General features: G+C 59.0%; 27 protein-coding genes and 1 pseudogene. 19 read left to right on the top strand and 9 right to left on the bottom strand.

The window, feature by feature from the left end:
• The first annotated feature begins 399 nt into the window (after positions 1-399).
• The 4 genes from QP891_RS05495 to QP891_RS05480 all read left to right on the top strand — a co-directional run bounded on the left by QP891_RS05495 (position 400) and on the right by QP891_RS05480 (position 3231).
• Positions 400-642: a hypothetical protein gene (locus QP891_RS05495; protein ID WP_284770275.1), complete on the top strand. Its 243-nt coding sequence runs from the start codon at positions 400-402 to the stop codon at positions 640-642.
• Positions 643-707: 65 nt separating this feature from the next.
• Positions 708-1745: a GTPase Era gene (era, locus tag QP891_RS05490; RefSeq protein ID WP_284770276.1), complete on the top strand. Its 1038-nt coding sequence runs from the start codon at positions 708-710 to the stop codon at positions 1743-1745.
• A 6-nt stretch (positions 1746-1751) separates the two neighbouring features.
• On the top strand, positions 1752-2468 hold the full coding sequence (gene recO / locus QP891_RS05485; protein ID WP_284770277.1) for a DNA repair protein RecO: 717 nt from the start codon (positions 1752-1754) through the stop codon (positions 2466-2468).
• 10 nt (positions 2469-2478) lie between these two features.
• Positions 2479-3231 carry an isoprenyl transferase gene (locus QP891_RS05480; RefSeq protein WP_284770278.1) on the top strand — a complete coding sequence of 251 codons (753 nt, stop codon included), beginning with the start codon at positions 2479-2481 and terminating at the stop codon, positions 3229-3231.
• A gap of 44 nt (positions 3232-3275) precedes the next feature.
• Here QP891_RS05480 and QP891_RS05475 read toward each other — a convergent pair whose 3' ends face one another.
• A complete protein-coding gene (locus tag QP891_RS05475) occupies positions 3276-3695 on the bottom strand; it encodes a Fur family transcriptional regulator (protein WP_034658244.1) in 420 nt (139 codons plus the stop codon).
• Between the two features lie 68 nt (positions 3696-3763).
• Positions 3764-4054: an ArsR/SmtB family transcription factor gene (locus QP891_RS05470; RefSeq protein ID WP_005278104.1), complete on the bottom strand. Its 291-nt coding sequence runs from the start codon at positions 4052-4054 to the stop codon at positions 3764-3766.
• A gap of 188 nt (positions 4055-4242) precedes the next feature.
• Between QP891_RS05470 and QP891_RS05465 the strand changes: the two genes are divergently transcribed.
• The 3 genes from QP891_RS05465 to QP891_RS05455 are packed head-to-tail and all read left to right on the top strand — an operon-like array spanning position 4243 to position 6669.
• Positions 4243-5622 carry a glycine--tRNA ligase gene (locus tag QP891_RS05465; RefSeq protein ID WP_284770279.1) on the top strand — a complete coding sequence of 460 codons (1380 nt, stop codon included), beginning with the start codon at positions 4243-4245 and terminating at the stop codon, positions 5620-5622.
• Positions 5623-5626: 4 nt separating this feature from the next.
• The gene (locus tag QP891_RS05460; RefSeq protein WP_284770280.1) at positions 5627-6136 is read left to right on the top strand and encodes a hypothetical protein; all 510 of its coding nucleotides are present in this window, start codon (positions 5627-5629) and stop codon (positions 6134-6136) included.
• Positions 6136-6669 carry a hypothetical protein gene (locus QP891_RS05455; RefSeq protein ID WP_284770281.1) on the top strand — a complete coding sequence of 178 codons (534 nt, stop codon included), beginning with the start codon at positions 6136-6138 and terminating at the stop codon, positions 6667-6669. Before QP891_RS05460 ends, QP891_RS05455 begins: the two co-directional genes overlap by 1 nt.
• Positions 6670-6732: 63 nt before the next feature.
• On the opposite strand, the gene QP891_RS05450 is transcribed toward QP891_RS05455, so the two are convergent.
• On the bottom strand, positions 6733-8772 hold the full coding sequence (locus QP891_RS05450; protein ID WP_284784829.1) for a TPM domain-containing protein: 2040 nt from the start codon (positions 8770-8772) through the stop codon (positions 6733-6735).
• 71 nt (positions 8773-8843) lie between these two features.
• On the opposite strand from QP891_RS05450, the gene QP891_RS05445 reads away from it, so the two are divergent.
• Entirely contained in the window at positions 8844-9431 is a 588-nt protein-coding gene (locus QP891_RS05445) for a YdcF family protein (RefSeq protein ID WP_284770283.1), read from the top strand.
• 11 nt (positions 9432-9442) lie between these two features.
• On the top strand, positions 9443-10735 hold the full coding sequence (locus QP891_RS05440) for a deoxyguanosinetriphosphate triphosphohydrolase (protein WP_284770284.1): 1293 nt from the start codon (positions 9443-9445) through the stop codon (positions 10733-10735).
• A 188-nt stretch (positions 10736-10923) separates the two neighbouring features.
• Here the strand turns inward: QP891_RS05440 and QP891_RS05435 are convergent, their stop codons facing one another.
• Positions 10924-11157, bottom strand: coding sequence for a hypothetical protein (locus tag QP891_RS05435; protein ID WP_284770285.1), 234 nt, complete (start codon positions 11155-11157; stop codon positions 10924-10926).
• A 2-nt stretch (positions 11158-11159) separates the two neighbouring features.
• On the bottom strand, positions 11160-11582 hold the full coding sequence (locus QP891_RS05430) for a guanyl-specific ribonuclease (protein ID WP_284770286.1): 423 nt from the start codon (positions 11580-11582) through the stop codon (positions 11160-11162).
• A 225-nt stretch (positions 11583-11807) separates the two neighbouring features.
• Between QP891_RS05430 and dnaG the strand changes: the two genes are divergently transcribed.
• On the top strand, positions 11808-13727 hold the full coding sequence (gene dnaG / locus QP891_RS05425; RefSeq protein ID WP_284805855.1) for a DNA primase: 1920 nt from the start codon (positions 11808-11810) through the stop codon (positions 13725-13727).
• Between the two features lie 66 nt (positions 13728-13793).
• On the opposite strand, the gene QP891_RS05420 is transcribed toward dnaG, so the two are convergent.
• Positions 13794-14075, bottom strand: a complete 282-nt coding sequence (locus QP891_RS05420; RefSeq protein WP_023023385.1) for a hypothetical protein — start codon at positions 14073-14075, stop codon at positions 13794-13796.
• A gap of 138 nt (positions 14076-14213) precedes the next feature.
• Here QP891_RS05420 and QP891_RS05415 point away from each other — a divergent pair, with 138 nt between their 5' ends.
• A complete protein-coding gene (locus tag QP891_RS05415; protein ID WP_284770288.1) occupies positions 14214-14357 on the top strand; it encodes a hypothetical protein in 144 nt (47 codons plus the stop codon).
• A 125-nt stretch (positions 14358-14482) separates the two neighbouring features.
• Positions 14483-15769 carry an acid phosphatase gene (locus QP891_RS05410; protein ID WP_284770289.1) on the top strand — a complete coding sequence of 429 codons (1287 nt, stop codon included), beginning with the start codon at positions 14483-14485 and terminating at the stop codon, positions 15767-15769.
• A gap of 46 nt (positions 15770-15815) precedes the next feature.
• Here QP891_RS05410 and QP891_RS05405 read toward each other — a convergent pair whose 3' ends face one another.
• A complete protein-coding gene (locus tag QP891_RS05405; RefSeq protein WP_284770290.1) occupies positions 15816-17033 on the bottom strand; it encodes an acetyl-CoA C-acetyltransferase in 1218 nt (405 codons plus the stop codon).
• Between the two features lie 9 nt (positions 17034-17042).
• Positions 17043-17816, bottom strand: a complete 774-nt coding sequence (locus QP891_RS05400) for an IclR family transcriptional regulator domain-containing protein (protein WP_284770291.1) — start codon at positions 17814-17816, stop codon at positions 17043-17045.
• A 115-nt stretch (positions 17817-17931) separates the two neighbouring features.
• Between QP891_RS05400 and QP891_RS05395 the strand changes: the two genes are divergently transcribed.
• Entirely contained in the window at positions 17932-18675 is a 744-nt protein-coding gene (locus QP891_RS05395; RefSeq protein ID WP_284770292.1) for a CoA transferase subunit A, read from the top strand.
• Positions 18675-19316, top strand: coding sequence for a 3-oxoacid CoA-transferase subunit B (locus QP891_RS05390; protein ID WP_237792597.1), 642 nt, complete (start codon positions 18675-18677; stop codon positions 19314-19316). Before QP891_RS05395 ends, QP891_RS05390 begins: the two co-directional genes overlap by 1 nt.
• Before the next feature lie 74 nt (positions 19317-19390).
• Here the strand turns inward: QP891_RS05390 and QP891_RS05385 are convergent, their stop codons facing one another.
• On the bottom strand, positions 19391-20737 hold the full coding sequence (locus QP891_RS05385; protein ID WP_284770293.1) for an MFS transporter: 1347 nt from the start codon (positions 20735-20737) through the stop codon (positions 19391-19393).
• A gap of 425 nt (positions 20738-21162) precedes the next feature.
• Between QP891_RS05385 and QP891_RS05380 the strand changes: the two genes are divergently transcribed.
• From QP891_RS05380 to QP891_RS05360, 5 genes and pseudogenes are all read left to right on the top strand, one after another.
• Positions 21163-22719, top strand: coding sequence for a hydroxymethylglutaryl-CoA lyase-like TIM-barrel protein (locus QP891_RS05380; protein ID WP_284770294.1), 1557 nt, complete (start codon positions 21163-21165; stop codon positions 22717-22719).
• Positions 22720-22721: 2 nt separating this feature from the next.
• Positions 22722-23273, top strand: a complete 552-nt coding sequence (gene accB, locus QP891_RS05375; protein WP_284770295.1) for an acetyl-CoA carboxylase biotin carboxyl carrier protein — start codon at positions 22722-22724, stop codon at positions 23271-23273.
• 17 nt (positions 23274-23290) lie between these two features.
• Positions 23291-24664 carry an acetyl-CoA carboxylase biotin carboxylase subunit gene (accC, locus tag QP891_RS05370; protein ID WP_284770296.1) on the top strand — a complete coding sequence of 458 codons (1374 nt, stop codon included), beginning with the start codon at positions 23291-23293 and terminating at the stop codon, positions 24662-24664.
• 145 nt (positions 24665-24809) lie between these two features.
• Positions 24810-24941 (top strand): DMT family transporter, encoded by a 132-nt coding sequence (locus QP891_RS05365; RefSeq protein WP_284770297.1) that lies wholly within the window; start codon positions 24810-24812, stop codon positions 24939-24941.
• Between the two features lie 85 nt (positions 24942-25026).
• Positions 25027-25157 (top strand): annotated as a pseudogene (locus QP891_RS05360) (IS256 family transposase); the annotation flags it as partial.

The raw sequence follows: 25157 nt of genomic DNA, 5'->3' as shown, positions 1-25157 counted from the left end.
TACAGTTTCGGGGCTCCGCTCTAAAGGCCTTCCCCTTGTGTTTCCAAGGGCGTTCCCGCGAGAGAACCTTCGTCATAGAATTCTGGTGACGCTCCACCCTGCGGCGGTCCCGAATATGGAGCGCCGCCGTTGCAAAGCTCTGGCCATTCGTCTGGATAAAGCAAGTGCCCATTAAGGCCACCGCATACTCCTTCCGCGCGTACGGAACGCTGGAGTGCAGGGGTATTGCACAGTTCGGTTTGGTGCGAAGAGCCATCAGAAAATCTCCCGAATGCGCCAAGGCCGATTTCGCAGTACAGCAGCTCAGGCTCCGTCGCGGCCGCTTGCGGTTGTGCGCCTGACTTCTCAGTTGCTACTTGGGTTTCTGGTTCTGCTGGGGTTTCGGAGGTCGGCTCTTGCGTGGTGGATTGTGCAACGCTGCTCGAAGAGGACGCACTCGATGAGCTGGATGCTGAACTGGAAGAAGTACTGGTGGATTCCTCTTCGGAAGGCGAAGTACCAGCAACAGGGGATGAACAGGCACTAAGGGAAATGGTGAGAAGAGCGCCCAGGAGCAGTAGGGGAGACTTGGTTGGCATGGCGGAGTGCCTTTCAGGAAGCGGTGAGAAATACACCGAGGAGGAGAGAACGGTCTTAGCTTAGCCTGCAGATTTGTTAGTGCGTGAAACAATCGGAGATTTTGGTGCTGTGGGCTATCATTGCAGGTAATGAGTTCTGATATTGATGCACAGTTTGATGCGGCATTCGAGGGCCTGCCAGATGACCCCGATGATGCAGCTCCGGAAGCCGCCGGGGAGAAGGCAGCTCCGTTAGATTATTCGCAGTACACGGATACCCCAGAAGGATTCCACTCTGGATTCGTATCCTTTGTGGGCCGCCCGAATACGGGTAAATCCACGCTGACTAACGCGCTGGTGGGCCAAAAGATTGCCATTACCGCGGACCAGCCGGAAACGACCCGCCACACCATCCGCGGTCTGGTTCACCGCGAGGATGCACAGGTCGTCGTGGTGGATACACCGGGTCTGCACCGCCCCCGCACCTTGTTGGGCGAGCGGCTTAATGAAGTGGTCAAAGAAACGTATGCGGATGTGGATGTCATCGGATTGACCATTCCGGCAGATGAAAAGATTGGTCCGGGTGACCGGTGGATCTTGGACAATGTGCGCTCGATTGCGCCGAAGACCCCCATCATCGGCATCGTGACCAAGCTGGATAAAGCGTCCAAGGACCAGGTGGGCGCACAGCTTTTGGCCTTGCACGAGCTCTTGGCGCAAGAAGATCCAGAGGCAGTGGTGATTCCGGTTTCTAGTAAAAAGGGCGTGCAACTGGATGACTTGGTGCAGGTCATCGTAGAGCATTTGCCGGAGGGCCCGAAGTTCTATCCGGACGATCACATCACTGATGAGGGGCAAGAAAAGCGCATTGAAGAACTCATCCGTGAGGCCGCACTATCTGGCTTGAAGGCGGAGCTACCGCACTCGGTTGCGGTGCAGATCGATGAAATGCTGCCTTCGCGCACGCGTGAGGGAGTGCTGGACATTCACGCCATCGTGTACTTGGAGCGCCAAGGTCAAAAGCGCATCATCGAAGGTAAAGGTGGCCTGCGTTTCCGCCGCATCGTGGGCAATGCCCGTAAGGAAATCATGGAGCTATTGGGCCAGAATGTGTACCTGGACCTGCGCATCAAAGTACTGAAAAATTGGCAGTCAGATGCCAAGTCGCTGGGCAGGCTCGGGTTCTAAGAGGCCATGCGCGAAAATTATCGCGACCGCGCCGTGGTCATTCGCTCCTATGATTTTGGGGAAGCCGACCGCGTAATCGTACTTCTCACCCAAAACCATGGGTTGGTGCGTGCGGTGGCCAAGGGCGTGCGCCGAGCAAAATCCCGTTTTGGATCGCGGCTGCAGCTCTTCGTCAATTTGGACGTCCAGCTGTATGTGGGAAAGAATTTGGCCACGATTTCCCAGGCGGATACGGTGAATTATTTTGGCGCGCGCCTGATTGAAGACTACGAGCGTTATACTGCTGCCTGCGCGGTCTTGGAATCGGCCGAGCGGCTCATCTACGCGGATGGCGACGGCGACCCGTACCTCTACAACGCGGTGGTAGCTACGCTCGAGCAATTGCAAACCGAGGAGCCGACGCAAACGCTTGATGCATTCTTATTGCAGGCCATGGCGCATGCCGGGTGGGCGCCGAGCCTTTTTGATTGCGCCCAGTGCCAGCGCCCCGGCCCGCACCACGCCTTTCACCCGGCCGTCGGCGGCGCCGCCTGCCACGAATGCCGGCCACCAGGTGCTGCAGAGGTGGATCCGGAAACCCTCCACCATTTGTGGCTTTTGGCACATGGCTACCCGACGAATCCGACGAATGCGCAGCGGCAGGAGGGGCATCGGCTAGCGCGGGCGCACCTGCAGTGGCACATGGAGCGAAATGTGTCCGCATTACAGGTGATGGAACAGTAAACTGTAGTCCGTGATTACCCCAGATCCTTCTCGTCGCCTGACCCCGCCGAATATCCCGGAAGAGCTGCTGCCGCGCCATATCGCGTTGGTGATGGACGGCAACGGCCGCTGGGCCCAGGAAAAGGGCATGAAACGCACGGAAGGCCACCGCAAGGGAGAGGCGGTGCTTCTCGATGTCGTCGATGCCTGCCTCGCCGCCGGTGTCCCGTACCTTTCGGCATATGCCTTTTCCACTGAAAACTGGCGGCGCAGCCCTGAAGAGGTGCGCTTTTTGATGGGCTTTAATCGCGACGTGCTGCGCCGGCAGCGAGAGTGGCTCAATGAGCGCGGTGTCCGCGTGGTGTGGGTGGGGCGTCGTCCGCGCCTGTGGCGCTCGGTGATTAAAGAACTCGAAACCGCCGAAGAATTGACCAAGAATAATACAAAAATGACGCTGGCCATGTGCGTTAATTACGGCGGCCGGGCGGAAATGGTCGATGGCGTGCGCCAGCTTGCGGAAAAGGTCGCCGCTGGTGAAGTCCGGCCGCGCGATATTAAAGAAAGCACCATCGCAGAGCATCTCTATGATCCCGGCATGCCGGACGTGGACCTATTCTTGCGGCCTTCCGGTGAGAAGCGCACCTCGAACTTCCTATTGTGGCAGTCCGCCTATGCCGAAATGATTTATCAGGACAAGCTATTTCCTGATTTCACCCCGGAGGACCTCTTCGCCGCCATTGAGGAATATGCCCGCCGGGATCGCCGCTTCGGTGCTGTGAAGTAGGGAAGTAGCAGCTAAGTAAGGCGCGCGAGACTACCGTGCGGTGACTACTGTGCGGCCGCGCACTGCGAACAGACGCCGAAGATCTCCGCGTCGTGGCCGGTAAGCTCGAAGTTGTACTCGGCGGCTACGGCCGAAGCCCACTTTTCAATGGGTCCACCATCGATTTCTTCGGTGCGGCCGCATTTGGTGCATACCAAGTGGTGGTGGTGCGCATCGGTTTCGCAATGGCGGTACAGGGTCTCGCCATTGGGCATGTGTAGTGCATCTACGGCATCAATATCGGAAAGAGATTGTAGGGTGCGGTAGACAGTGGTGAGACCGACTTTTTCTTGCCGCTCTTGGAGCTGGTGATAAATTTCCTTGGCGGAGGCGAACTTGTCGATGTCCCGCAGGACCTCAACAACCGCGGTTCGCTGTTTAGTATTGCGCGAGCCGAGCTTGGGGATACTCTCATGAATGGACATGACATTCATATTATCAACTCTTTTTCAACAAGCGCTATAATAAATCGTCTTTATATGCAGGCCGGTTATTAAGAGGCGATTTTCGCGGCGTCTTCCAAAAGGGTTAAAACCTCCGGTGCGACCAGAGAGTAGGTCACCTCGCGCCCATTGCGCTCAGAGCTGACAATCCCTGCCTGCTTAAGAACTCGTAGGTGCTGGCTAATCAGCGGCTGGGACTTGCCGGTGGCTTTAACCAGCTCATGTACGTAATGGTCGCGCTCCGCCAGGCGGGTAATGATGGAAATGCGCAGCGGGGAATCGAGGGCCGCGATAACGCTTGCGGCCGCAGAGTTATTAAATGCTAATTGAACGGTCGTCATAGGGAGTGGGCACCTTCAATACGGTATCTATTATCTGTCGACCACTACTATATTACCTCAAGTTGGTCATTACCTGTACATTAACCGATTTAAATTTGCACCCCCTGATCTCACTACTGATGGGGGATAAGGGTTAGACTGAATGAGATTGTCACGACTGTCCCCTACCAGAGGAGTCCTTTACAACCATGGCATCCCTTATCGATACCGTTGTTAATCTGTGTAAACGCCGCGGCTTGGTCTACCAGGCGGGTGAGATTTACGGCGGTTCCCGCTCCGCTTGGGACTATGGTCCTCTTGGTGTGGAGTTGAAGGAAAACATTAAGCGCCAGTGGTGGCGCCACATGGTCCAATCCCGCCCCGACGTCGTGGGTGTGGATACCTCCGTCATCCAGCCGCGCCAGGTGTGGGTCTCCTCCGGCCACGTGGAGGTCTTTACTGATCCTCTAGTGGAATCCCGCCACACCGGTAAGCGCTACCGCGCCGACCACCTGATTGAGGCCTACGAGGAAAAGCACGGCCACGAGCCAGAAAATGGCTTGGCGGATATCAACGATCCAGAAACCGGCCAGCCAGGTGACTGGACCGAGCCGAAGGCCTTTTCTGGCCTGCTGAAGACCTTCTTGGGTCCGGTCGATGACGAGCAGGGTCTGCACTACCTGCGTCCCGAGACCGCACAGGGTATCTTCATCAACTTCAAGAACGTGATGACCTCCTCGCGCATGAAGCCGCCATTCGGCATTGCCAATATTGGTAAGTCCTTCCGTAATGAGATCACCCCGGGTAACTTCATCTTCCGCACCCGCGAGTTCGAGCAGATGGAGATGGAGTTCTTCGTCAAGCCTGGCGAGGACGAAGAGTGGCACCAGTACTGGATTGATGACCGCTACAAGTGGTACACCGACCTGGGCATCAAGGAAGAAAGCCTACGCCTGTACGAGCACCCCAAGGAAAAGCTGTCGCACTACTCCAAGCGCACCGTGGACGTGGAGTACGCCTTCGGCTTCAAGGGCTCCAAGTGGGGCGAATTGGAAGGTGTGGCCAACCGCACCGACTATGACCTTTCCGTCCACGACAAGGGCTCTGGCGAGGACCTGTCCTACTATGACCAGGCCAATGATGAGCGCTGGATTCCCTACGTCATCGAGCCAGCCGCTGGTCTGGGCCGTTCCATGATGGCCTTCCTGGTAGATGCCTACGACGAGGAAGAAGCGCCGAACGCTAAGGGCGGCACCGACAAGCGCGTGGTTCTGCGCTTGGACCGCCGCTTGGCGCCCATCAAGGTTGCCGTCCTGCCGTTGTCCAAGAAGGAAGAGCTCTCCACTCCGGCCCGCGAGCTGGCGGATAAGCTGCGCGCTTACTGGAACGTGGACTTTGACGTCTCCGGTGCCATCGGCCGCCGCTACCGCCGCCAGGACGAGGTTGGTACGCCATTCTGCGTCACCTTCGACTTCGATTCGCTCGAGGATGACGCCGTGACCGTCCGTGAGCGCGACACCATGGAGCAGGAGCGCGTAAAGATTGAGGATCTTGAGTCCTACCTCGCAGCGCGCCTGATTGGGTGCTAAGAAGATGCACTACACCAGCTGGGATCGCTCCGAGCGCGACAAGCCCGTCCTCCTCGTTGAGGAGGGCCCGGAGCGCCTAGGCGTCTTTGCGGAACATTCCGCGGAGGTGGATGGCAACTTTTGGCGCGTCGAGGTCAGCGATTTGGGGGCTTCGGCCACGCTTGATGATGGCTCCGTCTACCGCCTCGCCGGCCGTCTCGGCCGCGACAAGCGCCTTGAAGCCTCGCTCAATGGCCGCACCTTTCATTACGTCAATGAAAACAGTGGCGATTGGATCATCGATGACGTCGATGACAATAAAGTGGCGCAGTTTTCTGCTAAGAACTCCGGTGTGCGCAAGGCCATCTTGGAATTCGAGGAGGATGCGAAAGGCTTGAGCACCGCCGAGATCGCCGGTCTCAGCTGGTTTACCCGCGCCATTTTGGAAAAGAACACCAAAAACTCCGCGTGGGTATGGATCATCACGCTGGTATTGGCTTCCATCGTCGCCTTGCTGGCGGTGTTCATTTTCTAATGGCGGGAACGATGCCGTGGCGGTGGAACGGTACTACGCTGCGCGATGCGCGCGGAACCGATATCGCTTGGGTGCGAGATGGGGTACTGACCATTGCCGGCGCGCTCTCTGGGGATCCCACACAACCAGATACGCTTTTTGACGTGGAGACCTCGCTAGACGGGGCAACCGCCTCCCCGCGCTTTTTCCTGCGGGCTAGTCCGCGTGCCAACCGCAGCGCGGGCTCCGAGGCCGCGAAGCAGTGTGAAGTCTCGCAGGCGGGATTGACCGTCACGCGCCTGCGCGCGACCTGCGGAGACGCCCACTACCTTTTGGAGCGCTCCGCGATCTTTGGCAAGCAGCGCCGCATCGTGGCCCTTGCTGAAGACGGTAGCTCGGAGGGCGCCGAAGTTGCGCGCCTTACCCCGCGGGGCAGTGGCCTGGAAGTATCGGCCTCTAACCCCAGCGGGCACGGCTTGCCGGACGTGGATGCGGTGGTGCTGAGTTATGGCTGCCTGCTTGTCGATACCACACCACGCATCGTGCGCGGCTAAGAACCGACCAAGCCGGTCTTCTAAGCCGGCGGTCTAGAAGGAGCCGCTCTGGAAGGAGCCGCTCTAGAACGAGCCGCCGCGGAAACCGCCTCCGCCACCGCCGCCGGAGAATCCTCCTCCGCCGCCACCGAAGCTACCGCCGCCTCCGCTGAAACCGCCGCCGAAGCCGCGGCCACCGCCGCCGAAGCCGCGGCCACCGCCGCCAAGGATTTGGCCTAAGACCATTCCGGTGATGATATTTCCGGCAGCGGAACTCGTCTGCTGGCGTTGTTGCTGGCGGCGATACTCGTCAGAATCATCCTTGGCCCGTTGCAAGGCGGTTTGCGCTGCGGCAACGGCTTCGCGGGAGGATTGCAACGCGCCGCGGATATCGCTGCGTTGGGTGTGCAGGGCTTGGGCGTGGAGACGTTTGGCATCGGCAAGCGCGGTGCGGGCGCCGGAACCAACGATGCGCCCGCGCGAGGAAATGAGATCCTCAGCGGCCTGAATATTGGATTCTGCCACCGACATTTGCTGGTGGAAAAGCTCGAGCTGGCGCGCGTGGGTGGAAGTCTTTTCCCGCACGCGGTCGAGGCCCTCATCAAGCTCGGTATCGATGCTCATAAGGGCGGTGTGCTGGCCCAAGGGATCCGTATCGCCCTGCTGCTTGGCGTCAGTGACCGCAGCAGAGGCGCGCTGCAGAAGCTCCTCGAGGGCCTCCCAATCCGCCTGGGTGCCCTGGGATTTGCCCTGGCGCTCTAGCTCGCGGGCTTCCTCTATTTCGTCCTCGACCTCAGTGATGAGCGCGCCCAAATTGCGGCGCGCGGAGGAGATATTCTCCTCAGCGTGCTCTACACCGGTCAGGAGCCTATCGGTGACCTCCGTGGCGTGCTCGATATCGCGGATAAGGCCCACGAGTGAACCCTGCTTCCCAGCCGGCTGGCCCTGCACCTTGCGGGCTTGGCCCAGGAGCTTTTCCGCCTCATCGAGGGAGGCACTCGCCAATTCAGGGTTATCCGCAATGGAGGATAGGACCTCTGCGGAGTAGTCCTCTTGGAGCTTTGTGAGGGTACCTTCGGCGCCCGGCAAGCGAGTGCGCAGCCCGACGGTGCGCTGGGTGAGCTCGTCCAACTTGGAGTCACTTTGTAGCAGCAGGTCGCGCATCTGGGCGAACTCTTCTGCCTGGCTATCTAGGGCATCATCGGCCTGGCCGCAGGTAGAGACGATTTCTACTAGCATTTGCCGGCGCTCGGCTTGGGATTCTGGTACCGCATCATCGAGGCGCTGGCGAATCTTGAAGGCTTTTTGCAGGGTAGAGGTGGAATGATTCATCGCCTTGGTAAACGGGCGGGTGCGCTCCGGTCCGAACTCAGATAAAGCGATATTGAGCTCTTCCTTGCCGCGGCGGATGGATTCATCCGTGGAGACCAATTCTTCCTGGGCCAACTTATCCAGGGTATCTAGCGGCAGCCGGTTTAATTGGTCGGTATCTTCTGGCGCAATCTCGCGGGCAGACTCTAAAGTCTTAGCCTGATTCTTTTTTGTATTGCGGCGAGAGTAGTACCAGACGCCACCGCCTGCAGCGATGATGGCGGCGGCGCCACCGCCCAGCCAGGCTATGCCGGAGGAATCGGAGGAGCTGGAGGTTCCGAGGGCGGCATCGGCAAGCGCGATCGCAGAAGCGCCGTATTCCTCTGCGGATAGCTTGCTGTAGGCGGCATCATACATCTGATCCAGGCGGCCCTCGGGCCATTGATCGCCGGTCTGCACGCCCACTTGGCGCTCGTTCACACCAACGACGTAGGCCGCGGAATTCGGGCCCTTCTCTTTGACGATGCTGCGGGCATAGCTTTCCGGATCAGTGCCAAGATCGTTTGCGAAGACAACGAAGATAATGAGCGACTGGTCTTTTTGCAGCTGGGTGATCTTCTCATTGATCTCCCTAATTTCCTCGGTGCTTAAGACCCCTGCCTCATCATTTACCCTGTCTGTCACCGCCGTCGTATCCGGGGCTTGGGCGATGGTAGTGGTCTCCGCGGCTAGGGCCTGGCCTGCGCCAATGGAGGTGCAGCCGAGCAAAAATGCCGCGATGGTAGCGCGGCCGATTCGTGCACTAAGATTCATGCCCACAACCATACCTGCCCGAACGCCCAATCCGGAGAACCTCCTTCGCAGGCAGTAGGGTGGGAAGCATTGTGAAATACGTCGTTGTTTTAGGCACCGCGCAATACGATGGCCGCCCCTCCCGCATCCTGGCCGGGCGCCTGCGCCATGCCGGGGAGCTGGCCATTTCCCGCGGCCTGCCAGTGATTACCGTGGGCGGCCAGCTGCCCGGGGATCGGTTTACCGAGGCCGGGGTAGCTCGCGATTACTTGCGTGAGCACTTCCCTGAGCTGCAGGTTTCTGCCGTGGAAAAAGGCCTCGATACGCGCGAGTCCCTAGCTGCGGTTATCGATGCCCACGGGCTTGCCGATGCCATCATCGTCACCGATTCCTTGCATAGGTTGCGCACGTGGGTCATCGCCAAGCAGGAAGGGCTCGATGCCTCGGTTTCGGGCACGCCCTATTATCCCGCCCGGCGCTTTTCCAAGCCCTGGTGGCGCTACCTCGCGCACGAATGCGGCGGTCTGTTTTATATTGGGCTGGCCAGCATTGTCTCTCCTCGGTGCGCGCGGGCCTGGAAAAGGCGCCTGTACCGCATCGAGCTGATGCTGCGGCCGAATCAGAAGCTGCGGCACGAAACGATGCAAAATAAAGACGCAGACCGCACGCTGGGGGAATAGACTAAAACGCCGTGCCTTACTCTTATGCTGCAGCTGATTTTTCCCGGCTGGCCGAAGAACGGCCCAAGGGATCCACGATTAGCGATATCGAAGAACACCGCGGGGTATTCTCCCGCGACCGCGCCCGCGTCTTGCACTCGGCTGCGCTGCGGCGATTGGCGGATAAAACCCAGGTCGTAGGCCCACGCGATGGCGATACCCCGCGCACTCGCCTAACTCACTCGCTCGAAGTAGGCCAGATTGCCCGCGGCATCGGCACAGGACTCGGGCTTGATCCGGATCTCTGTGACATGGCCGGGCTCACCCACGATATTGGCCACCCGCCCTATGGCCACAATGGTGAAAATGCGCTCAATGAGGTTGCACAAGGCGGTTTCGAGGGAAATGCGCAAACACTGCGCATCCTGACCCGCCTCGAGCCCAAAGTCCTAGTCGAGGACGCCGATGGCACCGCCCACAGCTTCGGTCTCAACCTCACCCGCGCCGCGCTCGATGGGGCCTGCAAATACCCTTGGACTAAGACCAATCCGGATGGCACCATCAACCGCAAATACGGCGCTTATGATGAGGACGCGGACCTTTTAGCGTGGTTGCGCGAGGGCCACAGCGATAACCGTAAGTGCGTCGAGGCCCAGGTCATGGACTGGTCCGATGATATTGCCTATTCCGTGCACGACGTGGAAGACGGCATCATCTCCCAGCGCATTTCCTTGAACGTGTTGTGGGATTTGGTGGAGCTTGCCCACCTTGCAGAAAAGGGCGCCGAGGCCTTTGGCGGAACCGCCGATGAACTCTTGGAAGCCGCCGATAGCCTGCGCAACCTCGATGTCATCAATGCTCTTGGCAATTTCAACTACACCTTGCGCGATTATGCCAAGCTGAAAAAGATGACCTCTGAGCTGGTGGGACGCTATGTGGGCGCCACCATCGGTGCCACCTCGGAGGCAAATGCCGAGCTCATCAGTGCCAATAAGCTTGGCCGCATGCACGGTGACCTGCGCGTTCCTCCCTTGGCGCAGGCAGAGGTCAAGCTTTTAAAGACGATCGCCGTGCTTTATGTAATGGATGAACCAGCGCACTTAGCGCGCCAAGACCGCCAGCGCGAGCGCATTTACCGCGTCTACGATTACCTCGTGGCCGGTGCGCCCGGTTCGCTCGATGCCACCTTCCGCCTGTGGTGGGAGCAGGCTGATACCGACGCCGCTCGCGACCGCGCCATCATTGATCAGATCGCTTCCATGACCGAATCCCGCCTCGAGCGGCTGGCCCGCCGGAGCGCTGACCTTTCGGGGTTCTTGGGCTAATAGCATATGGGCCGTGGGCTCGGTCAGATGGTTCCGGCAGCGGCCTTTCTCTAAAAGTGCAACCTCCGCTGCTATTTTTGAGGCGAAAAAGTGATAATTGAGGGCGCACGATGCTCAGTTATTGCAGAGGACCTATAGCATCCCGAAATGTCAGCATCTGCGGAGTAACAGCATCCGCGGACTAGCTATTAGCGTGCGAGCCTAACGCCTTCATCTTGGACAACGGCCGCGATGGCCGTGAAGTCATCCAATTCCATTTCCATATTGGCAGCCACGATGGTGGATACTTCATTCTTACGCAGGAAGTTAGCTAGATCCTCTAGGCTGCGCGGGCCACAATCCACACATCCATGGGTGCGTCCTAAGGCATTGAAGAAATCCGTACGGGTACGGATGGGTTCCGTAATTAAAATGCGGTGCACTATTAATCCTCTGCGTCCGGGATAGAACAGAATGTTTGGTAATGGTCGTCGGTGTAGTACCACACATCGGGGTCGACTTCGGTGCCGCCGCCGGTGACGATGCGCCTCGATCCGCGATGATTACTGCCAGGGGTTTCTACCGTGTACTCGCGGTAATAGTCCTGCGCCTGCTGGGGGAGGACGCCTTCATAATTGCCAAAATGGGAATTGTCTTTGTCGGGATAGTCATAAGGGCCGCCGGCGAGAATATCGTCTGCGGTTTCTTCGGCCTCGCTGGGAAGGGAAGAAATTGCGCAGGTCTCATCCGTTGACGTTGCATCCTCGTTACCGCCGAGGTCGAAGCCAAAATAACTAGCGCCTGCGACGATGGCGAGTCCACCAAGGGCCACTGGAAGCGATTTCTTAGACGCTTTGGACTTGGACATGCTCCCTATTGTTGCAGGAAATATCGCGAAAACATAAACGTCCACTGCGTCAAGAGCAATATCCAAAATTGCCCCGTCCCGGGGGTGGGAATACTCGGCGAAAGGCTGCCCCACATGTGGGTAAAACACGGTGATTCTGTGTACTTGTTGAGCGGGACAACCCAATGCGACCATCCTGGCTTTGGCGGTTGAGCATTCGATAAATGGGCGGGGTAGTCTGTAGCCATGGCAAAGGGCAGAATTCCGGACAGTGATATCCAAGCTATCCGTGAACGCGCGCCTTTAGAAGAAATCGTGGGCGAATATGTGCAGCTCAAACCTGCCGGGCATGATTCTTTGAAGGGGTTGAGCCCTTTCAAGGATGAAAAGACGCCGTCCTTCCACGTCCGCCCGCAGCGCGGTTATTATCACTGCTTTTCCACCGGTAAGGGTGGCGATGTATTCAGCTTCCTGATGGAGATGGAACAGGTCTCTTTTCCGGAGGCCGTGGAAGCTGTGGCGCAGAAGATTGGCTACCACATTAATTACCAGGGTGGCTCGACCGGTGCCCGCAATGAGAAGCCGGGTACGCGGCAGCGGCTAATCGCCGCGAATAAAGCGGTGCACGAGTTCTACCGGAAGCAGCTGGAAACCCCAGAGGCGGCAACGGCGCGCAATTTCTTGCTGGACCGCGGGTTTAGCCGCGAGGTTATTTATGATTTCGAGTGCGGGTACGCTCCGGAAGGTTGGGACACCGCCACAAAGCACCTATTGCGCATGGGTTTTTCCTTTGAAGAGCTAGAGGCAGCTGGCATTTCCAAGATGGGAAAGCGCGGTCCCATTGACCGTTTCCACCGCCGGTTGCTGTGGCCCATTAAGGATCTTTCCGGCAACGTCATTGGCTTTGGTGCGCGCAAGCTCTTTGATGATGACAAGCTGGGCAAGTACATGAATACGCCCGAGACCATGCTTTATCACAAGTCCAAGGTGCTCTTTGGGTTGGATTTGGCCAAGCGCAATATCGCAGAAGGCCACCAAGCTGTGGTGGTGGAAGGCTATACGGATGTGATGGCCATGTACGCGGCAGGCATAAAGACTGCCGTGGCCTCGTGCGGTACGGCCTTCGGTGGGGAGCACCTGCAGGTGCTGCGTCGGCTCATGCTGGATGATTCCTATTTCCACGGCGAGCTCATCTACACCTTCGATGGTGATGAGGCGGGACAGAAGGCCGCGATGCGTGCCTTTGACGGAGAGCAGAAATTTACCGGACAATCCTTCGTCTCAGTAGCCCCAGACGGCATGGACCCGTGCGATCTGCGCCTTGAAAAGGGCGATGCCGCGGTGCGCGATCTGGTGGCAGACCGCATCCCCATGTTTGAGTTCGTCATTCAGTCAGTAATTGCTGATTTCCGGATCGATACGGCCGAAGGCCGCTTGCAGGCCTTGCGGCGGGCGGTGCCCATCGTCGCACAGATCCGTGACCAGCCCCTGCAGCGCGAGTACGCCCGCAGGCTGGCCGGCTGGGTGGGCTGGAATGATCCGGAAGAGGTGCTGCGCCAAGTGCGCGCGGAGGCAAAGAAGCCGAAGAAGGCGGACAAGCCTACGATTCGCCGCTTTGAAAATGCACAGCCGCAGCCGGCGCAGCAGGATGTGCCCATGATCCATCCGCCAAGCCCAAAGGAGACCCACCTGTGGCCGCAGCGGGAAGCGCTAAAGCTGGCCTTGCAGATGCCGGAGGTCGTTGGCTCGTATTTTGATGGCATTACTGCCGATGCCTACACCAACGACGCCTACCGCATCGTGCGCCAAGCGATTTCCGCCGTGGGCGGGGCAGACAAGGGAGCCACCATGTCCGGAGTGGACTGGATTGCCGCCGTTGCCGGGGAAATGCAGGATCTTACGGGAAGGAATTTCGTCTCCGAGCTGGCAGTCGAGGCCATTCTGCCCACGGACGTGGGCGCAGAAAAATATGCGGATTCCGTACTCTCGCGGCTGCAGGAAACCGTCGTGGGTGATCAGATTGCGCAGCTGAAAGCCCAATTGGGCCGAATGCGGCCAACCGATGATGAGGCAGGCTATAACTCCCTGTTTGCAGACCTCATTGCCTTGGAGCAGGCTCGCCGCGAGCTCAATGATCGCGCCTTTCGCGGTACCCCAGGTATATAAAAACCCCGGGCAAGCACTCGAGCGCTAGTTCAGGCGCTGCCCGGGGAGGGGTTTGCGGGGAAGGCTTTAGTCCTCATCGGGTTCATAAATCCGGTCGGCCTGTGGAGCCTGGTTCCCGCGAGCCTTGCCTTTGCCACGGCGCTTTTCAGAAAGGTCGTGGATTTCGCGCATGCGTGGCTCTGGATCCAGGCGGTTGGCTACCATCTTGCGCGCGGAACGCACCGCAGATTTGGTGGCGGGGGAGTTGACGGTCTTTTGGTAGGCGCTTTTCATTTGGTGGTAGCGCTTGCGGCCCGCCTTGGTGCCAAATACGTACCCTGCGGCGGCGCCGAAGACGAATTGGATCATTATTGACTAATTCCCCTTTATTCTATGCGAGCAAAAGTTCTTCTCTAGCTTACCGCGTATGTACGCTTTCGCGCCGAAACTGCCCGCTGGAAGCGCCTTACTGTTTTCATCGGCGCCCATTCGCGCTAGGTTGAGTTAATGAGTCTTCATCAGCAGCGAGATTCGGCCATGGCCGCCGCAGTGGCATTTGCCGCGCTCGCCACTGCGGGCTTGTCCGCGCCTGGTGCTGAACCGTCCGAGGAAACACGGTTCTGGGTGGAGCAGGCTGGGGACATCGATTAGCTTGAGCGGTCATATAACTATTTGTTTAAAAAAGCGCTGAAAAAGGTTAGTGCGCAGTTCATACTTCCTTAACGTTAGCTGGTTAGTGTGCAGAGGAAATCACTTCTAGCTGAAAGTTGCGATATATGACCCGTATTTTCAATCGTGGTGTTTCGCGCCGAGTACTTGCTCTCGGAGCGGCCGCCAGCTTCACCGTTGCTTCCTTTGCACCCGCTGCGCAGGCGGGTGAGCTTTCGTCCAAGGTGCCGCAGGTACAGGGATCTAGCAGTGGATCCAGCATTGGCCCCTCTCCAGTGCAGCACCCAGGCGCGCCGGTTCCTCAGCCCTTTGGTGTGGACTATCTGGCAGGCTTTGAATCCGATATTTCGTCCTACCAATTTGGCAACTATTGGCAGGTTGTCCGCGGGTTTGACCAGATTAAGCACCAGCCTGAGGTCCTTGCAGAAAACATGGATAAGGTAGTGGCTATTAACAATGCGGCTGCCGATGACCCTGAGCTGATCGCCCGTGCGCAATCTGATGCCAAAGCAAGCTCCGGTGGGATGCTAGAAGCCATTTCTGACTCCATGGGGGAGAGCCTGGGCGGCGCATTCCGCGAGGCCTTGGCAGAGCATCGCCTGCCAAAAACACAGTACCTGCTGGGCAATGGCTACGCCGCCCGTGCTGGTGGGCTGGCTAGCTCCACCTTCGCAGAAAAGTACTACTTCCGTTATGACCGCCCATTCGTGCAGGCACCCGATGCTATTAACCGCTACGAAGATGAGTCGAAGGATCTCTATTCCACCTCGCCGGCTTTCCCCTCCGGGCACACTAACCAGGCAACGTGGATCACCACTTTGATGGCCTCTATGCTTCCAGAGGTAGGCCCGCAATTAATGCTGCGCGGCGCCGAAGCAGGAAATCACCGCGTCGTTCTGGGTGTGCACTACCCATTGGACGTCATTGGTGGCCGCATGACTGGTCAAGCTGCGGCGGCGGATCGTTTGAACGATGACCGCATGCGCGATGCATTGCAGCAGGCTGCGCAGGAAATTCGTGAAGAGATTCAGTGGCGTACGGGCAAATCTGTAGAAGAACTCGTCGCACAGGATAAGGCCGATGGCAAGGAATACCGGTCCACTACAGATGCTGTAGACGAATACACGGATTTCTTGGATTATGATTTCACTCCAAGCAATCCGACGGATGCGCCGATGGTCGTTCCGCAGGCCGCCCCGGTACTACTCGCCGCTTCACACCCGGACCTGACTCCGGAACAGCGCGCCGAGGTGCTACGCCAGACCGCACGTCCTGCCGGCAATCCATTGGATTGGCAAGGCAAGGACGGCTCCTGGCAGCGGCTTAACGTGGCCCGCGCCATGGCGGCGCAAGTCAACGTAAATGCAGATGGCAGCGTGAGCGTCCAAGGCTAGCTTGGTCGCCCGCCCCCCGATACCGCCTAGGCCCTCACTGCGAGGACTAGGCGGTTTCGATTATGGCGGCAAGGCCCTGGCCGCCGCCGATGCACATCGTGACTAGCGCGCGCTTGCCGCCGGTGCGGCGCAGGTGGTGCGCGGCGGTAACCACGATGCGGGCACCGGTCGCGCCCACCGGGTGGCCCAGCGAGATGCCGGAACCGTTGGGGTTGAAGCGAGGATCTTCGGGGGAGATGCCCCACTGATCTAGTACCGCGAGGGCTTGGGCGGCAAAGGCCTCATTGAGCTCGATGAGGTCGAGGTCATCGAAGGTGAGATCGAGGCGGTCCATGACCTTTCGGGTGGCCTCAACTGGGGCGATGCCCATGCGCTCTGGTTCTACACCGGCCAGCGCCCAGCCCTTCACGGCCACCATTGGCTCGAGGCCGAGCTCGTCGGCTTTTTCACGGGTGGTCACGAGCACGGCGGCGGCGCCGTCGTTCTGGCCGGAGGCGTTACCCGCGGTCACCGTGGCCTCGTCGTCCTGCTTGCCCATCACTGGGCGCAGCTTGGACAACTTTTCCACGCTAGAATCAGCGCGCACGTGTTCATCCTTGTCCACGATGATGGGATCCCCCTTGCGCTGGGGGACGGATACGGGGACGATTTCGGCATCGAAAAGCGCCTGCTCTTGCGCGCGTGCGGCGTTGTGGTGGGAACGCACCGCAAGTTCATCTTGGTCCTCGCGCGACAGGGAACGCTCGCGGCGGAGGTTTTCGGCAGTTTCGATCATGCCGCTGGGGATGGGGTGGTTTTTGCCACCGGCGGTTTCGCGGGCCTCCTGGAGGCGATCGCGAAAGACCATGTTTCCGCCCTTAGCGCCCCAGCGAATGTCACTGTCCACGGTGTATTCGGTGCGCGACATGGATTCGGCGCCGCCTGCGATGACCACCTCGGCTGCGCCGGTGGCGACGTGGGCGGCGGCGGTGACGATGGCTTGCAGGCCGGAGCCGCAGCGGCGGTCGAGCTGCATGCCGGTCACGGAGACGGGCAGGCCGGCATCGAGTGCGGCGACGCGGCCGAGGGCAGGCGCAGCCCCGTTGGGGGAGGCTTGGCCGAGGATAACGTCATCGATGATGTTTGGGTCGATGCCGGATTCTTCCACGATGGTGGATACCACCAGGCTGGCCAGATCCTGGACGGGGACGGATTTCAGCGCGCCGCCGTAGCGGCCGACCGGGGTGCGCTTGGGGTAGCACAGGACTACGTCTTGGGTTTGCATGGATTCTCCTTAGGAAATTTCGGTGGTAGTGAGATCGTGGGAAATGGCCGCGCACGTAGTGAGGAGCTCCGGGAGGATCTGCGCGGTGAGATCTTGGGGGGAATACACGGAGGTCTGGGTGGAAATGTTGATGGCCGCCACGGCCCGCCCGGTGCGATCCCGGATGGGAACGGCAATGGAGCGCAGGCCGATTTCTAGCTCTTGATCCACGATGACCCAGCCGCGCCGCCGCACCTCGCCGAGGCGGGCTCGCAGCGCGTCCTGGGATACCAGGGTATGCGGGGTGACCTGCTCGAGCGGAGCGGTGGTGGCGAAATACTCATCCAGCTCTGCCGGCGTTAAATCGGCGAGTAGCACCTGGCCCATGGAGGTGGCGTGCGCCGGGAAGCGCGTACCGATGGTGATATTGGTGGACATGATGCGGTGCGCTGCGGCGCGGGCGATATAGACCACGGTGTCGCGGTCGAGCACGCTCACGGAGCAGGACTCATCGAGTTTGGTGGATAACTCCCTCAAATGGGGCTGGGAAATATCCGGCAGGCCCAAGCTCGATAGGTACGAATAGCCCAGTTCCAAAACGCGTGGGGTGAGCCAAAAATCTGAGCCATCGGTGCGGGCATAACCTTCTGCGACAAGCGTGTGTAAAAAGCGACGTGCGGTGGCGCGCGCTAAGCCTGTGACCTCGGCAACCTGGGCCAGTGTTTGCCGCCGGCGTTCGCCATTGAACGAGTGAATGACGTTGAGTCCGCGGGCTAGTGATTGCACTACGGGGGTGTCTGCCACGGTGTGTCCTCCAAGCTATTTTCAGGGTTAAGTGGCCCAGGTCTCTTTAGTGTACCCGATAATGTTCGCATTCTGAACCCTTGTGCTGTCTGTGAACCACACGTAGTCTAAGGCCATGTTGAATAAAGTCATAGCCTCAGTAGAGGAGGCCGTCGCGGATATCCCGGACGGTTCCTCCATCGCGGTGGGCGGATTCGGCCTTGTGGGTATCCCGGCGCAACTCATTGCTGCGCTGCGTTCCCAAGGCGCGAGCGAGCTCACCATCATTTCCAATAACCTCGGTACGGATGATTTTGGCCTAGGCCTGCTGCTCAAGGATCACCGCATCGCCCGTTCCATCGGTTCCTACCTGGGAACCAATAAGGAATATGCACGTCAGTACCTCGAGGGTGAGCTCACTGTCGAGTTCACCCCGCAGGGTACCTTGGCAGAGCGCATGCGCGCCGGTGGCGCGGGCATTCCAGCCTTCTATACCAAGGCTGGCGTGGGCACGCCGCTTGCCGATGGCGATATCCCCACCCGCTACAACCCCGACGGCACCATTGCGGAGACCTCTGCACCGAAGGAAACCCGCGAGTTTAACGGCGAGCTCTACGTCATGGAAGAAGCCCTCACCCCAGACTTTGCCTTCGTCCACGCCGCTCGCGCGGATCGCTTTGGCAACCTCGCCTTTAATAAGACCGCCCAGAACTTCAACCCCGATGCGGCTAAATCCGCCGATATCACCATCGTGCAAGCGGAGCAGCTGGTCGAGGCCGTACCGTCCGCTGAGGTGGATGTGCCCGGAATCTACGTAGACCGCGTAGTGGAAGTGGGTAAGCAAGAAACCGGAATCGAATTCAGGACGGTGAGCAAGTAATGACCTGGTCACGCGAAGAAATGGCGGCACGCGCCGCACAAGAACTGGACAATGGTGACTACGTCAACCTGGGCATCGGCATGCCGACGCTCATCCCCGGCTACCTGCCAGAGGGCCGCGAGGTGGTCCTGCACTCTGAGAACGGAATCTTGGGCGTTGGTGCCTACCCTGAAGAGGGCAAGGTGGATCCGGAGCTAATCAATGCCGGTAAAGAAACCATTACCGAAGCCCCTGGTGCATCCTTCTTCTCCTCGTCCGAGTCCTTTGCCATGATCCGCTCCCGCGCCATCGATGTTGCGGTGCTCGGCGCCATGGAGGTATCCCAGTTTGGCGACCTAGCCAACTGGATGATCCCCGGCAAGATGGTCAAGGGCATGGGCGGTGCGATGGACCTAGTGCATGGAGCCAAGCGCATCGTGGTGATGATGCAGCACGTATCCAAGCACGGCGATTCCAAGATTCTGGCGGAGTGCCAGCTGCCGCTGACCGGCGCTCGCTGTGTGGATCTGATTATCACGGACCGCGCCGTATTCACCGTGGACGAGCTGGAGGGTCTGACACTTATCGAGGTCGCCGAGGGCGAAACCGAGGAGTCCATCCGCGAGGTCACGGACGCACCCTTTAAGGTAGCGCTCGACTAATTAGTTGTGGACGTGAAAAATCGCCGCTTCCCGGGAAAGGCTGGGAAGCGGCGATTTAGTGTTCCGTGAGTGGATTAGACATCGCGCAGGTCTACGCCCTTGGTTTCAGGCAGGATGTACATGCTGATAAGCGTCAGGATGCACAGTGCGACGACGTAGAAGCCAGAAGCCCAAGTAAGGCCGTGGGCCACGAACCACTGGTAGATATACGGTGCGGTACCGCCGAAGACGGCGACAGACAGCGAGTAGGCCAGGCCGATGCTGCGGGTGCGCTGAGCGGTGGGGAAGACCTCGGACATGATGGAGGACAACAGCGCGCCGCCGGCAGCAACGATGACTACGCCGATGGTGGAGGCCACCAGCAGGGTCCAGGGGCGATCATCGATGAAGTTCATCAGTGGAATCTGCAGGATGGCTAGGCCAATGGCACAGATATAAATGACGGGTTTGCGGCCGATCTTATCGGACAGGCTGCCCCACAGCGGGAGGGCGATGAGACCAGCGGTCTGTGCGGCCACGGTGACCCAATAAGCACCCTGAGTGGACATGCCCTCGTGGCTAATGGCGTAGGTGGAAACATAGGAGGTCCACGTGTAGTGCGAGGCTGTAACGCCGGAGACCATACCCACGACGAGCAAGATATTCTGCCATGCCGGGCGGGCAACCGAAGCCGGCTTTTCCGAGTTCACGGACTTCTTGGTGCGCTTCGGAGCCTCAACGGTGGGCTCGGCGCTATCGATTTCCTGGAAGTGATCCGATTCCTTCATGTGGCGGCGCAGGTACAACGCGATCAGCGCTGCGACGGCACCCAAGAGGAACGGAATGCGCCAGCCCCAAGCACCAATCTGCTCGTCCGTCAGGACCAGCGAAATGCCGCCGCCCAAGACGTAGGCGATGACCGAACCGCCGAAGATGGAGACATAGACCATGGAACCCCAGCGGCCGCGGTGGGCGTTTGGAGCGATCTCGGGGATGTAGCTATTGGCGGCTGCGGATTCACCGCCGTGTGCAAAGCCCTGCAGCACGCGGATGAAGAGCAGGCCGACAGAAGCCCAGATGCCAATGGATTCGTAGGTGGGTAGCAAGCCGATGAGGACGGAGGCGCTGGCCATCATGATGATGGTGGTCATCAAGACGGTCTTGCGGCCGCGCTGGTCAGCGATGCGGCCAAAGATGATGCCGCCCAGCGGGCGGACCAAGAAGCCAACGGCGAAAACACCGAAGGTGGCAAGCAGTGCGGAAGCAGGATCGCTCTTGTCGAACATCGCCGCGGCGATAAATGGGGCGAAAACCGCATAGGAGCTCCACTCGTACCATTCAAGGACCTGGCCGGTCAGGCTGGCTGCGAGGGATTTGCGGTCCGTTTTGGTTGAGCCCGATGGCGAAGTGGGTGTGGGGCTCGGCGGGGCGGTAGAAGTCAATGTTCCTCCTAGGGATGGGTCCGAAATATTGAAGAAGATATTACGCACATCACACTTCGATTAGTCCGCGATGTGGACCACGAAAATCCCGGCACTATCGAGGTGGATTTGGTTACTGACTAGAAACTGCATGTCTTCCACCACTTTTTAGGGGAGGAGGCCGAAAAAACTACGCGTTCGCCAGGTGAACAGTAGTGCGCACTGTGACCCCGTATAGGGGTATTTGGGCAAATTCTTTGCCGTAACGAGCTTGGAATTCGCAGGAAAAGGACATTTCTGGCCGGAATTCCAGCACCGAGAATTTAGGTGTGGTGTAGCGTGTGAGCCACGACACGGAAGGTTTTCGAAGAGTCTTGAACCACCAAAGTGAACCATCACTGTGAACCAACCGAGTCTTTCCGGAGCCACACCCTAAGGAGGGATTTATGACTGCTCTTAGTCCCGAGGAACTAAGCACAGAAGGCCTCGCCGAAATCATGGCCGCGGGCGGACGCCCAGCCGATAGCGAGCGCAAGATCAACATCATCGATACCACCCTGCGTGATGCGCACCAGAGCATCTGGGCCACCCGCATGACCACGAACCACATCCTTTCGCTGTTGGATGACATCACCAACGCTGGTTTCGAGCACGTGGACTTGGTAGCGCCCATCCAGTTCGACGTCTCCGTGCGCTACCTCAAGGAAGACCCGTGGGAGCGCGTTCGCCTCGTGCATGAGAACGCCGCGCCGGGCACCAAGTTCCGCGCCCTCATTCGTTCCAAGAACCTGGCTTCTTTCGACTTCCTGCCGGATGACGCCATCTTGAACTGGACCGAGCGTCTCTACGCCAATGGCTTCCGTGTGATCGGCTCCTTCGATGGCTTGAATGACATCGACAACATCGACCAGGGCCTCAAACTGGCCAAGGAACTCGGTGCCGAAACCTTCGGCGCATTGTCCTACTGCTTGAGCCCAGTGCACACCGATGACCTGTACAAGCGGAAGGCTACGGAGCTGCTCGAGCGCACCGATGTGGACCGCATCATGCTGAAGGACGCCGGCGGCCTGCTTACTCCGGACCGTTTGAAGACCCTCATCCCGGCGATCCGCAGCTCCATCGGTGACGTACCGCTCGAGGTGCACACCCACTCGCTGACCGGCCTGTCGCCCCTTTCCTACCTCTTCGCGGCGGAATTGGGCGTGGATTCCATCCACACCTCCATCGCTCCTCTGGCTAATGGCCCGGGACAGCCGGCCACCCAGGCCTTGGTGCGCGACCTTCGCGCACTGGGTTACACGGTGGACGTCGACGATGAGCGCATCGATTCTGCCAGCGAGCGCATTCAGGAAATTGCCGATACGGAAGATAAGCCAGTAGGCGTTCCGCGCGCATTCGATGGCCTGCACTACATGCACCAGCTACCCGGCGGCATGCTTACCAACTTCGAATCCCAGCTGGAAACCGCTGGGTTGGGTGACCGCTTCGAAGAGCTGCTGTACGAGGTAGCTCGCGTCCGTGAAGAGCTCGCATACCCCATCATGATTACGCCGTTTGCCCAGTTCGTGGGTACCCAGGCCGTCATGAACGTGATGACGGGTGACCGTTACTCCGTGGTCCCGAACGAGATTAAAAAGTACGCCTTGGGTTACTACGGCGAGCCGCTCGCCCCGCTGGACCCAGACGTGCTGGAGAAGATCATGGCCAACGGTTCCTCCGAAATCACGGAGGAAATCCCAGAACTCAAGCCGGTTCTGCCGGACCTGAAGAAGGCTCACCCGGACGAGGACATCGACACCCTGCTGCTTCGCGTGATGTTCGCCGGCAGCCAGGTCGATGAGATGAAGCGCTTTGTGGCCGAAGGCCGCGGCGGCGAGGGCGAAGGCGTCAAGGGCGGCGTCCTTACCTCCCTGGTACAGCAAATCTACGACTCTTCCGATACCACCGACTTCCACCTCAAGACTTCCGACTTGGAAATCAACCTCACCAAAGGAGAAAAGTAATCATGACTGATTCCACCAACTTGCACGACCTGAAGTCCCTGCTGAAGTGGGCCAACCTTTCTGATGACATCCAAGAGCTGCAGATTAAGTACGGCGATGTCGAGCTCGCGATGTCCCGCACCCCGGGCGGCCTGAACCGTCCGGCGCCGGTTCCGGAAGCCGCTCCGGCCGCAGCTCCAGCAGCAACACCAGCACAGGAAGCCGCACCGGCTTCCGCGCCTGCCGCTGAGCCTGAGTCCAAGCCTGCTTCTGCACAAGAGGAAGCACCGAAGGAAGAGCCACAGGCTTCCGGCTCCGGTGAGCCGTCCGCAGAGGGCGAGACCGTTAAGGCTCCCATGGTCGGTACCTTCTACGCTGCTCCGAAGCCGGGCGCAGATCCGTTCGTCAAGGTCGGCGACGAGGTCGAGGTTGGCCAGGTGCTGTGCATCGTCGAGGTTATGAAGCTGATGAACAACATCGAGTCCAAGGTTGCCGGCACCGTGAAGGAAATCCTCGTTGATAACGAGGACGCCGTGGAGCACGGCCAGCCCATCATGGTCATCCAGCCGAAGTAATCGACCTGGAGGAAAATATGTCAGATCTATTAGGTAGCGTGCTCATTGCTAACCGCGGTGAGATTGCGCTTCGCATCATTCGCGCCTGCAAGGAATTGGGCATCAAATCCATCCTTACTTATTCCGAAGGCGATAAGGACTCCTTGCCGGTAAAGCTCGCCGATCAAGCAGTCTGCATCGGCCCAGCGAATGTCTCCAAGAGCTACAACAGCCCCGAGCTGGTTATTTCTGCCGCCATGGCATACAAGGCTGATGCCATTCACCCGGGCTATGGCTTTTTGTCCGAAAAGCCGGACTTTGTCCGCATGGTGGAAGAAGAGATCGGCTTTGTTGGCCCTTCGGCTGAGCACATCGGCTTGATGGGTGACAAGATCGCGGCTAAGCGCATCGCCAAGTCCGCCGGTGTTCCCACCGTGCCGGGCTCCGACGGCGTGGTCACCGAGTTCGATGAGGCCCTGGAGGTTGCCCGCGAGACCGGCTTCCCGCTGCTGATTAAGGCTGCCGCCGGTGGTGGTGGACGCGGTATGCGCGTCGTGGAATCCGAGGACACGCTGGAAAAGGACCTCAACGAGATCATGAACGAGGCTGAGTCCGCGTTCAATGACCCGTCGGTCTACATCGAGCGCTTCTTGACGGATATCCGCCACATCGAGATTCAGGTGCTGGCAGATGGCGAAAATGCCGTCGCTCTGGGAGAGCGCGACTGCACTTCGCAGCGCCGCAACCAGAAGCTCATTGAGGAAGGCCCTTCGCCGGTGCTGACTGATGAGCTGCGCCAGGAAATGCAGGAAGCCGCGATTAACCTGTGTAAAGAGGTGAAGTACAGGAACGCCGGAACCATCGAGTTCGTCTTCGATAACACCGAGGATAAGTTCTACTTCATCGAGATGAACACCCGCATCCAGGTGGAGCACCCCGTAACGGAGATGATCACCGGTGTGGACCTCATCAAGGAGCAGTTGCGCATTGCCTCCGGGCAGAAGTTGTCCATCACCCAGGATGATGTGGAGATTCGTGGCCATGCCATCGAGTGCCGCATCAACGCCGAGGATCCGAACCAGAACTTCGCGCCGCGGCCGGGCAAGATCGAACACTACCGCGTGCCAGGTGGTTTCGGTGTGCGCATGGATACCCATATCGAAACGGGCTACACCATTCCGCCGTTCTATGACTCCATGGTGGGCAAGCTCATCGTATGGGCAGAAGACCGCGATGAGGCCATTACCCGTATGCTGCGTGCCATCGACGAGCTGCAGGTAGAAGGCGTTGTCACCACGGCGCCATTCCAGGCCATGCTGTTGGACAGTGAAAAGTTCCGCAGCGGCGAGTTCAACACTGGTTATGTTGCCAAGCTGCTGGAAGGTACCGACTCCATCCCTACGGATGACTAAACCCGGCTCCTTCTAGCGAGAGAGTGCAGGTTCCGCTTTGTGCCGGCCTGCACTCTTTTGCATTTTAAGTCTCTAAAATTACATCTCTATGTCACGCCTAGTCCCAGGCTTTGCTTAGACCCAAACCTGTGGGGAAGGAAAAACAATGTTGGTTATCGCCGCCATGCTGGTCGGCGCCATCGTCCCGGCGCAAACGGCCATTAATACGCGTCTGCGCGAGTCCGTGGGCTCACCCATCGCCGGGTTGCGTCCAGTAGCGTGGTGTATCTGTAACTGACGGTGGGCCCCTTATGAATGAGGCTGGCGACCACCGTAGTACCTTTCGATTCCGTAACCACACTTCCTCGAAAGGGATAACCACGATGGCCGCTAGCCCATATTCTATAGACCCGACTACCTACTTAGACGAATTGCTTGCCCAAGCATCCCCAGATCTCATGCGCGAGATGCTTCAAGGATTCATCAACCAAATCCTATCGACTCAAGCAGACCA

This window comes from Corynebacterium sp. MSK310, from assembly GCF_030227355.1.
Classification (GTDB): domain Bacteria; phylum Actinomycetota; class Actinomycetes; order Mycobacteriales; family Mycobacteriaceae; genus Corynebacterium; species Corynebacterium rhinophilum.
The sequence above is the reverse complement of the archived record's forward strand: the minus strand, read 5'-3'. Positions and strand labels throughout refer to the sequence as shown.

What these genes read in the sequence shown, in the direction of transcription:
- era (WP_284770276.1), top strand. Translation starts at nt 708, where the DNA reads ATGAGTTCTGATATTGATGCACAGTTTGATGCGGCATTCGAGGGCCTG.
- recO (WP_284770277.1), top strand. Translation starts at nt 1,752, where the DNA reads ATGCGCGAAAATTATCGCGACCGCGCCGTGGTCATTCGCTCCTATGAT.
- QP891_RS05475 (WP_034658244.1), bottom strand. Translation starts at nt 3,695, where the DNA reads ATGTCCATTCATGAGAGTATCCCCAAGCTCGGCTCGCGCAATACTAAA.
- QP891_RS05470 (WP_005278104.1), bottom strand. Translation starts at nt 4,054, where the DNA reads ATGACGACCGTTCAATTAGCATTTAATAACTCTGCGGCCGCAAGCGTT.
- QP891_RS05465 (WP_284770279.1), top strand. Translation starts at nt 4,243, where the DNA reads ATGGCATCCCTTATCGATACCGTTGTTAATCTGTGTAAACGCCGCGGC.
- QP891_RS05460 (WP_284770280.1), top strand. Translation starts at nt 5,627, where the DNA reads ATGCACTACACCAGCTGGGATCGCTCCGAGCGCGACAAGCCCGTCCTC.
- QP891_RS05455 (WP_284770281.1), top strand. Translation starts at nt 6,136, where the DNA reads ATGGCGGGAACGATGCCGTGGCGGTGGAACGGTACTACGCTGCGCGAT.
- QP891_RS05450 (WP_284784829.1), bottom strand. Translation starts at nt 8,772, where the DNA reads ATGAATCTTAGTGCACGAATCGGCCGCGCTACCATCGCGGCATTTTTG.
- QP891_RS05430 (WP_284770286.1), bottom strand. Translation starts at nt 11,582, where the DNA reads ATGTCCAAGTCCAAAGCGTCTAAGAAATCGCTTCCAGTGGCCCTTGGT.
- dnaG (WP_284805855.1), top strand. Translation starts at nt 11,808, where the DNA reads ATGGCAAAGGGCAGAATTCCGGACAGTGATATCCAAGCTATCCGTGAA.
- QP891_RS05420 (WP_023023385.1), bottom strand. Translation starts at nt 14,075, where the DNA reads ATGATCCAATTCGTCTTCGGCGCCGCCGCAGGGTACGTATTTGGCACC.
- QP891_RS05415 (WP_284770288.1), top strand. Translation starts at nt 14,214, where the DNA reads ATGAGTCTTCATCAGCAGCGAGATTCGGCCATGGCCGCCGCAGTGGCA.
- QP891_RS05410 (WP_284770289.1), top strand. Translation starts at nt 14,483, where the DNA reads ATGACCCGTATTTTCAATCGTGGTGTTTCGCGCCGAGTACTTGCTCTC.
- QP891_RS05405 (WP_284770290.1), bottom strand. Translation starts at nt 17,033, where the DNA reads ATGCAAACCCAAGACGTAGTCCTGTGCTACCCCAAGCGCACCCCGGTC.
- QP891_RS05395 (WP_284770292.1), top strand. Translation starts at nt 17,932, where the DNA reads ATGTTGAATAAAGTCATAGCCTCAGTAGAGGAGGCCGTCGCGGATATC.
- QP891_RS05390 (WP_237792597.1), top strand. Translation starts at nt 18,675, where the DNA reads ATGACCTGGTCACGCGAAGAAATGGCGGCACGCGCCGCACAAGAACTG.
- QP891_RS05380 (WP_284770294.1), top strand. Translation starts at nt 21,163, where the DNA reads ATGACTGCTCTTAGTCCCGAGGAACTAAGCACAGAAGGCCTCGCCGAA.
- accB (WP_284770295.1), top strand. Translation starts at nt 22,722, where the DNA reads ATGACTGATTCCACCAACTTGCACGACCTGAAGTCCCTGCTGAAGTGG.
- accC (WP_284770296.1), top strand. Translation starts at nt 23,291, where the DNA reads ATGTCAGATCTATTAGGTAGCGTGCTCATTGCTAACCGCGGTGAGATT.
- QP891_RS05365 (WP_284770297.1), top strand. Translation starts at nt 24,810, where the DNA reads ATGTTGGTTATCGCCGCCATGCTGGTCGGCGCCATCGTCCCGGCGCAA.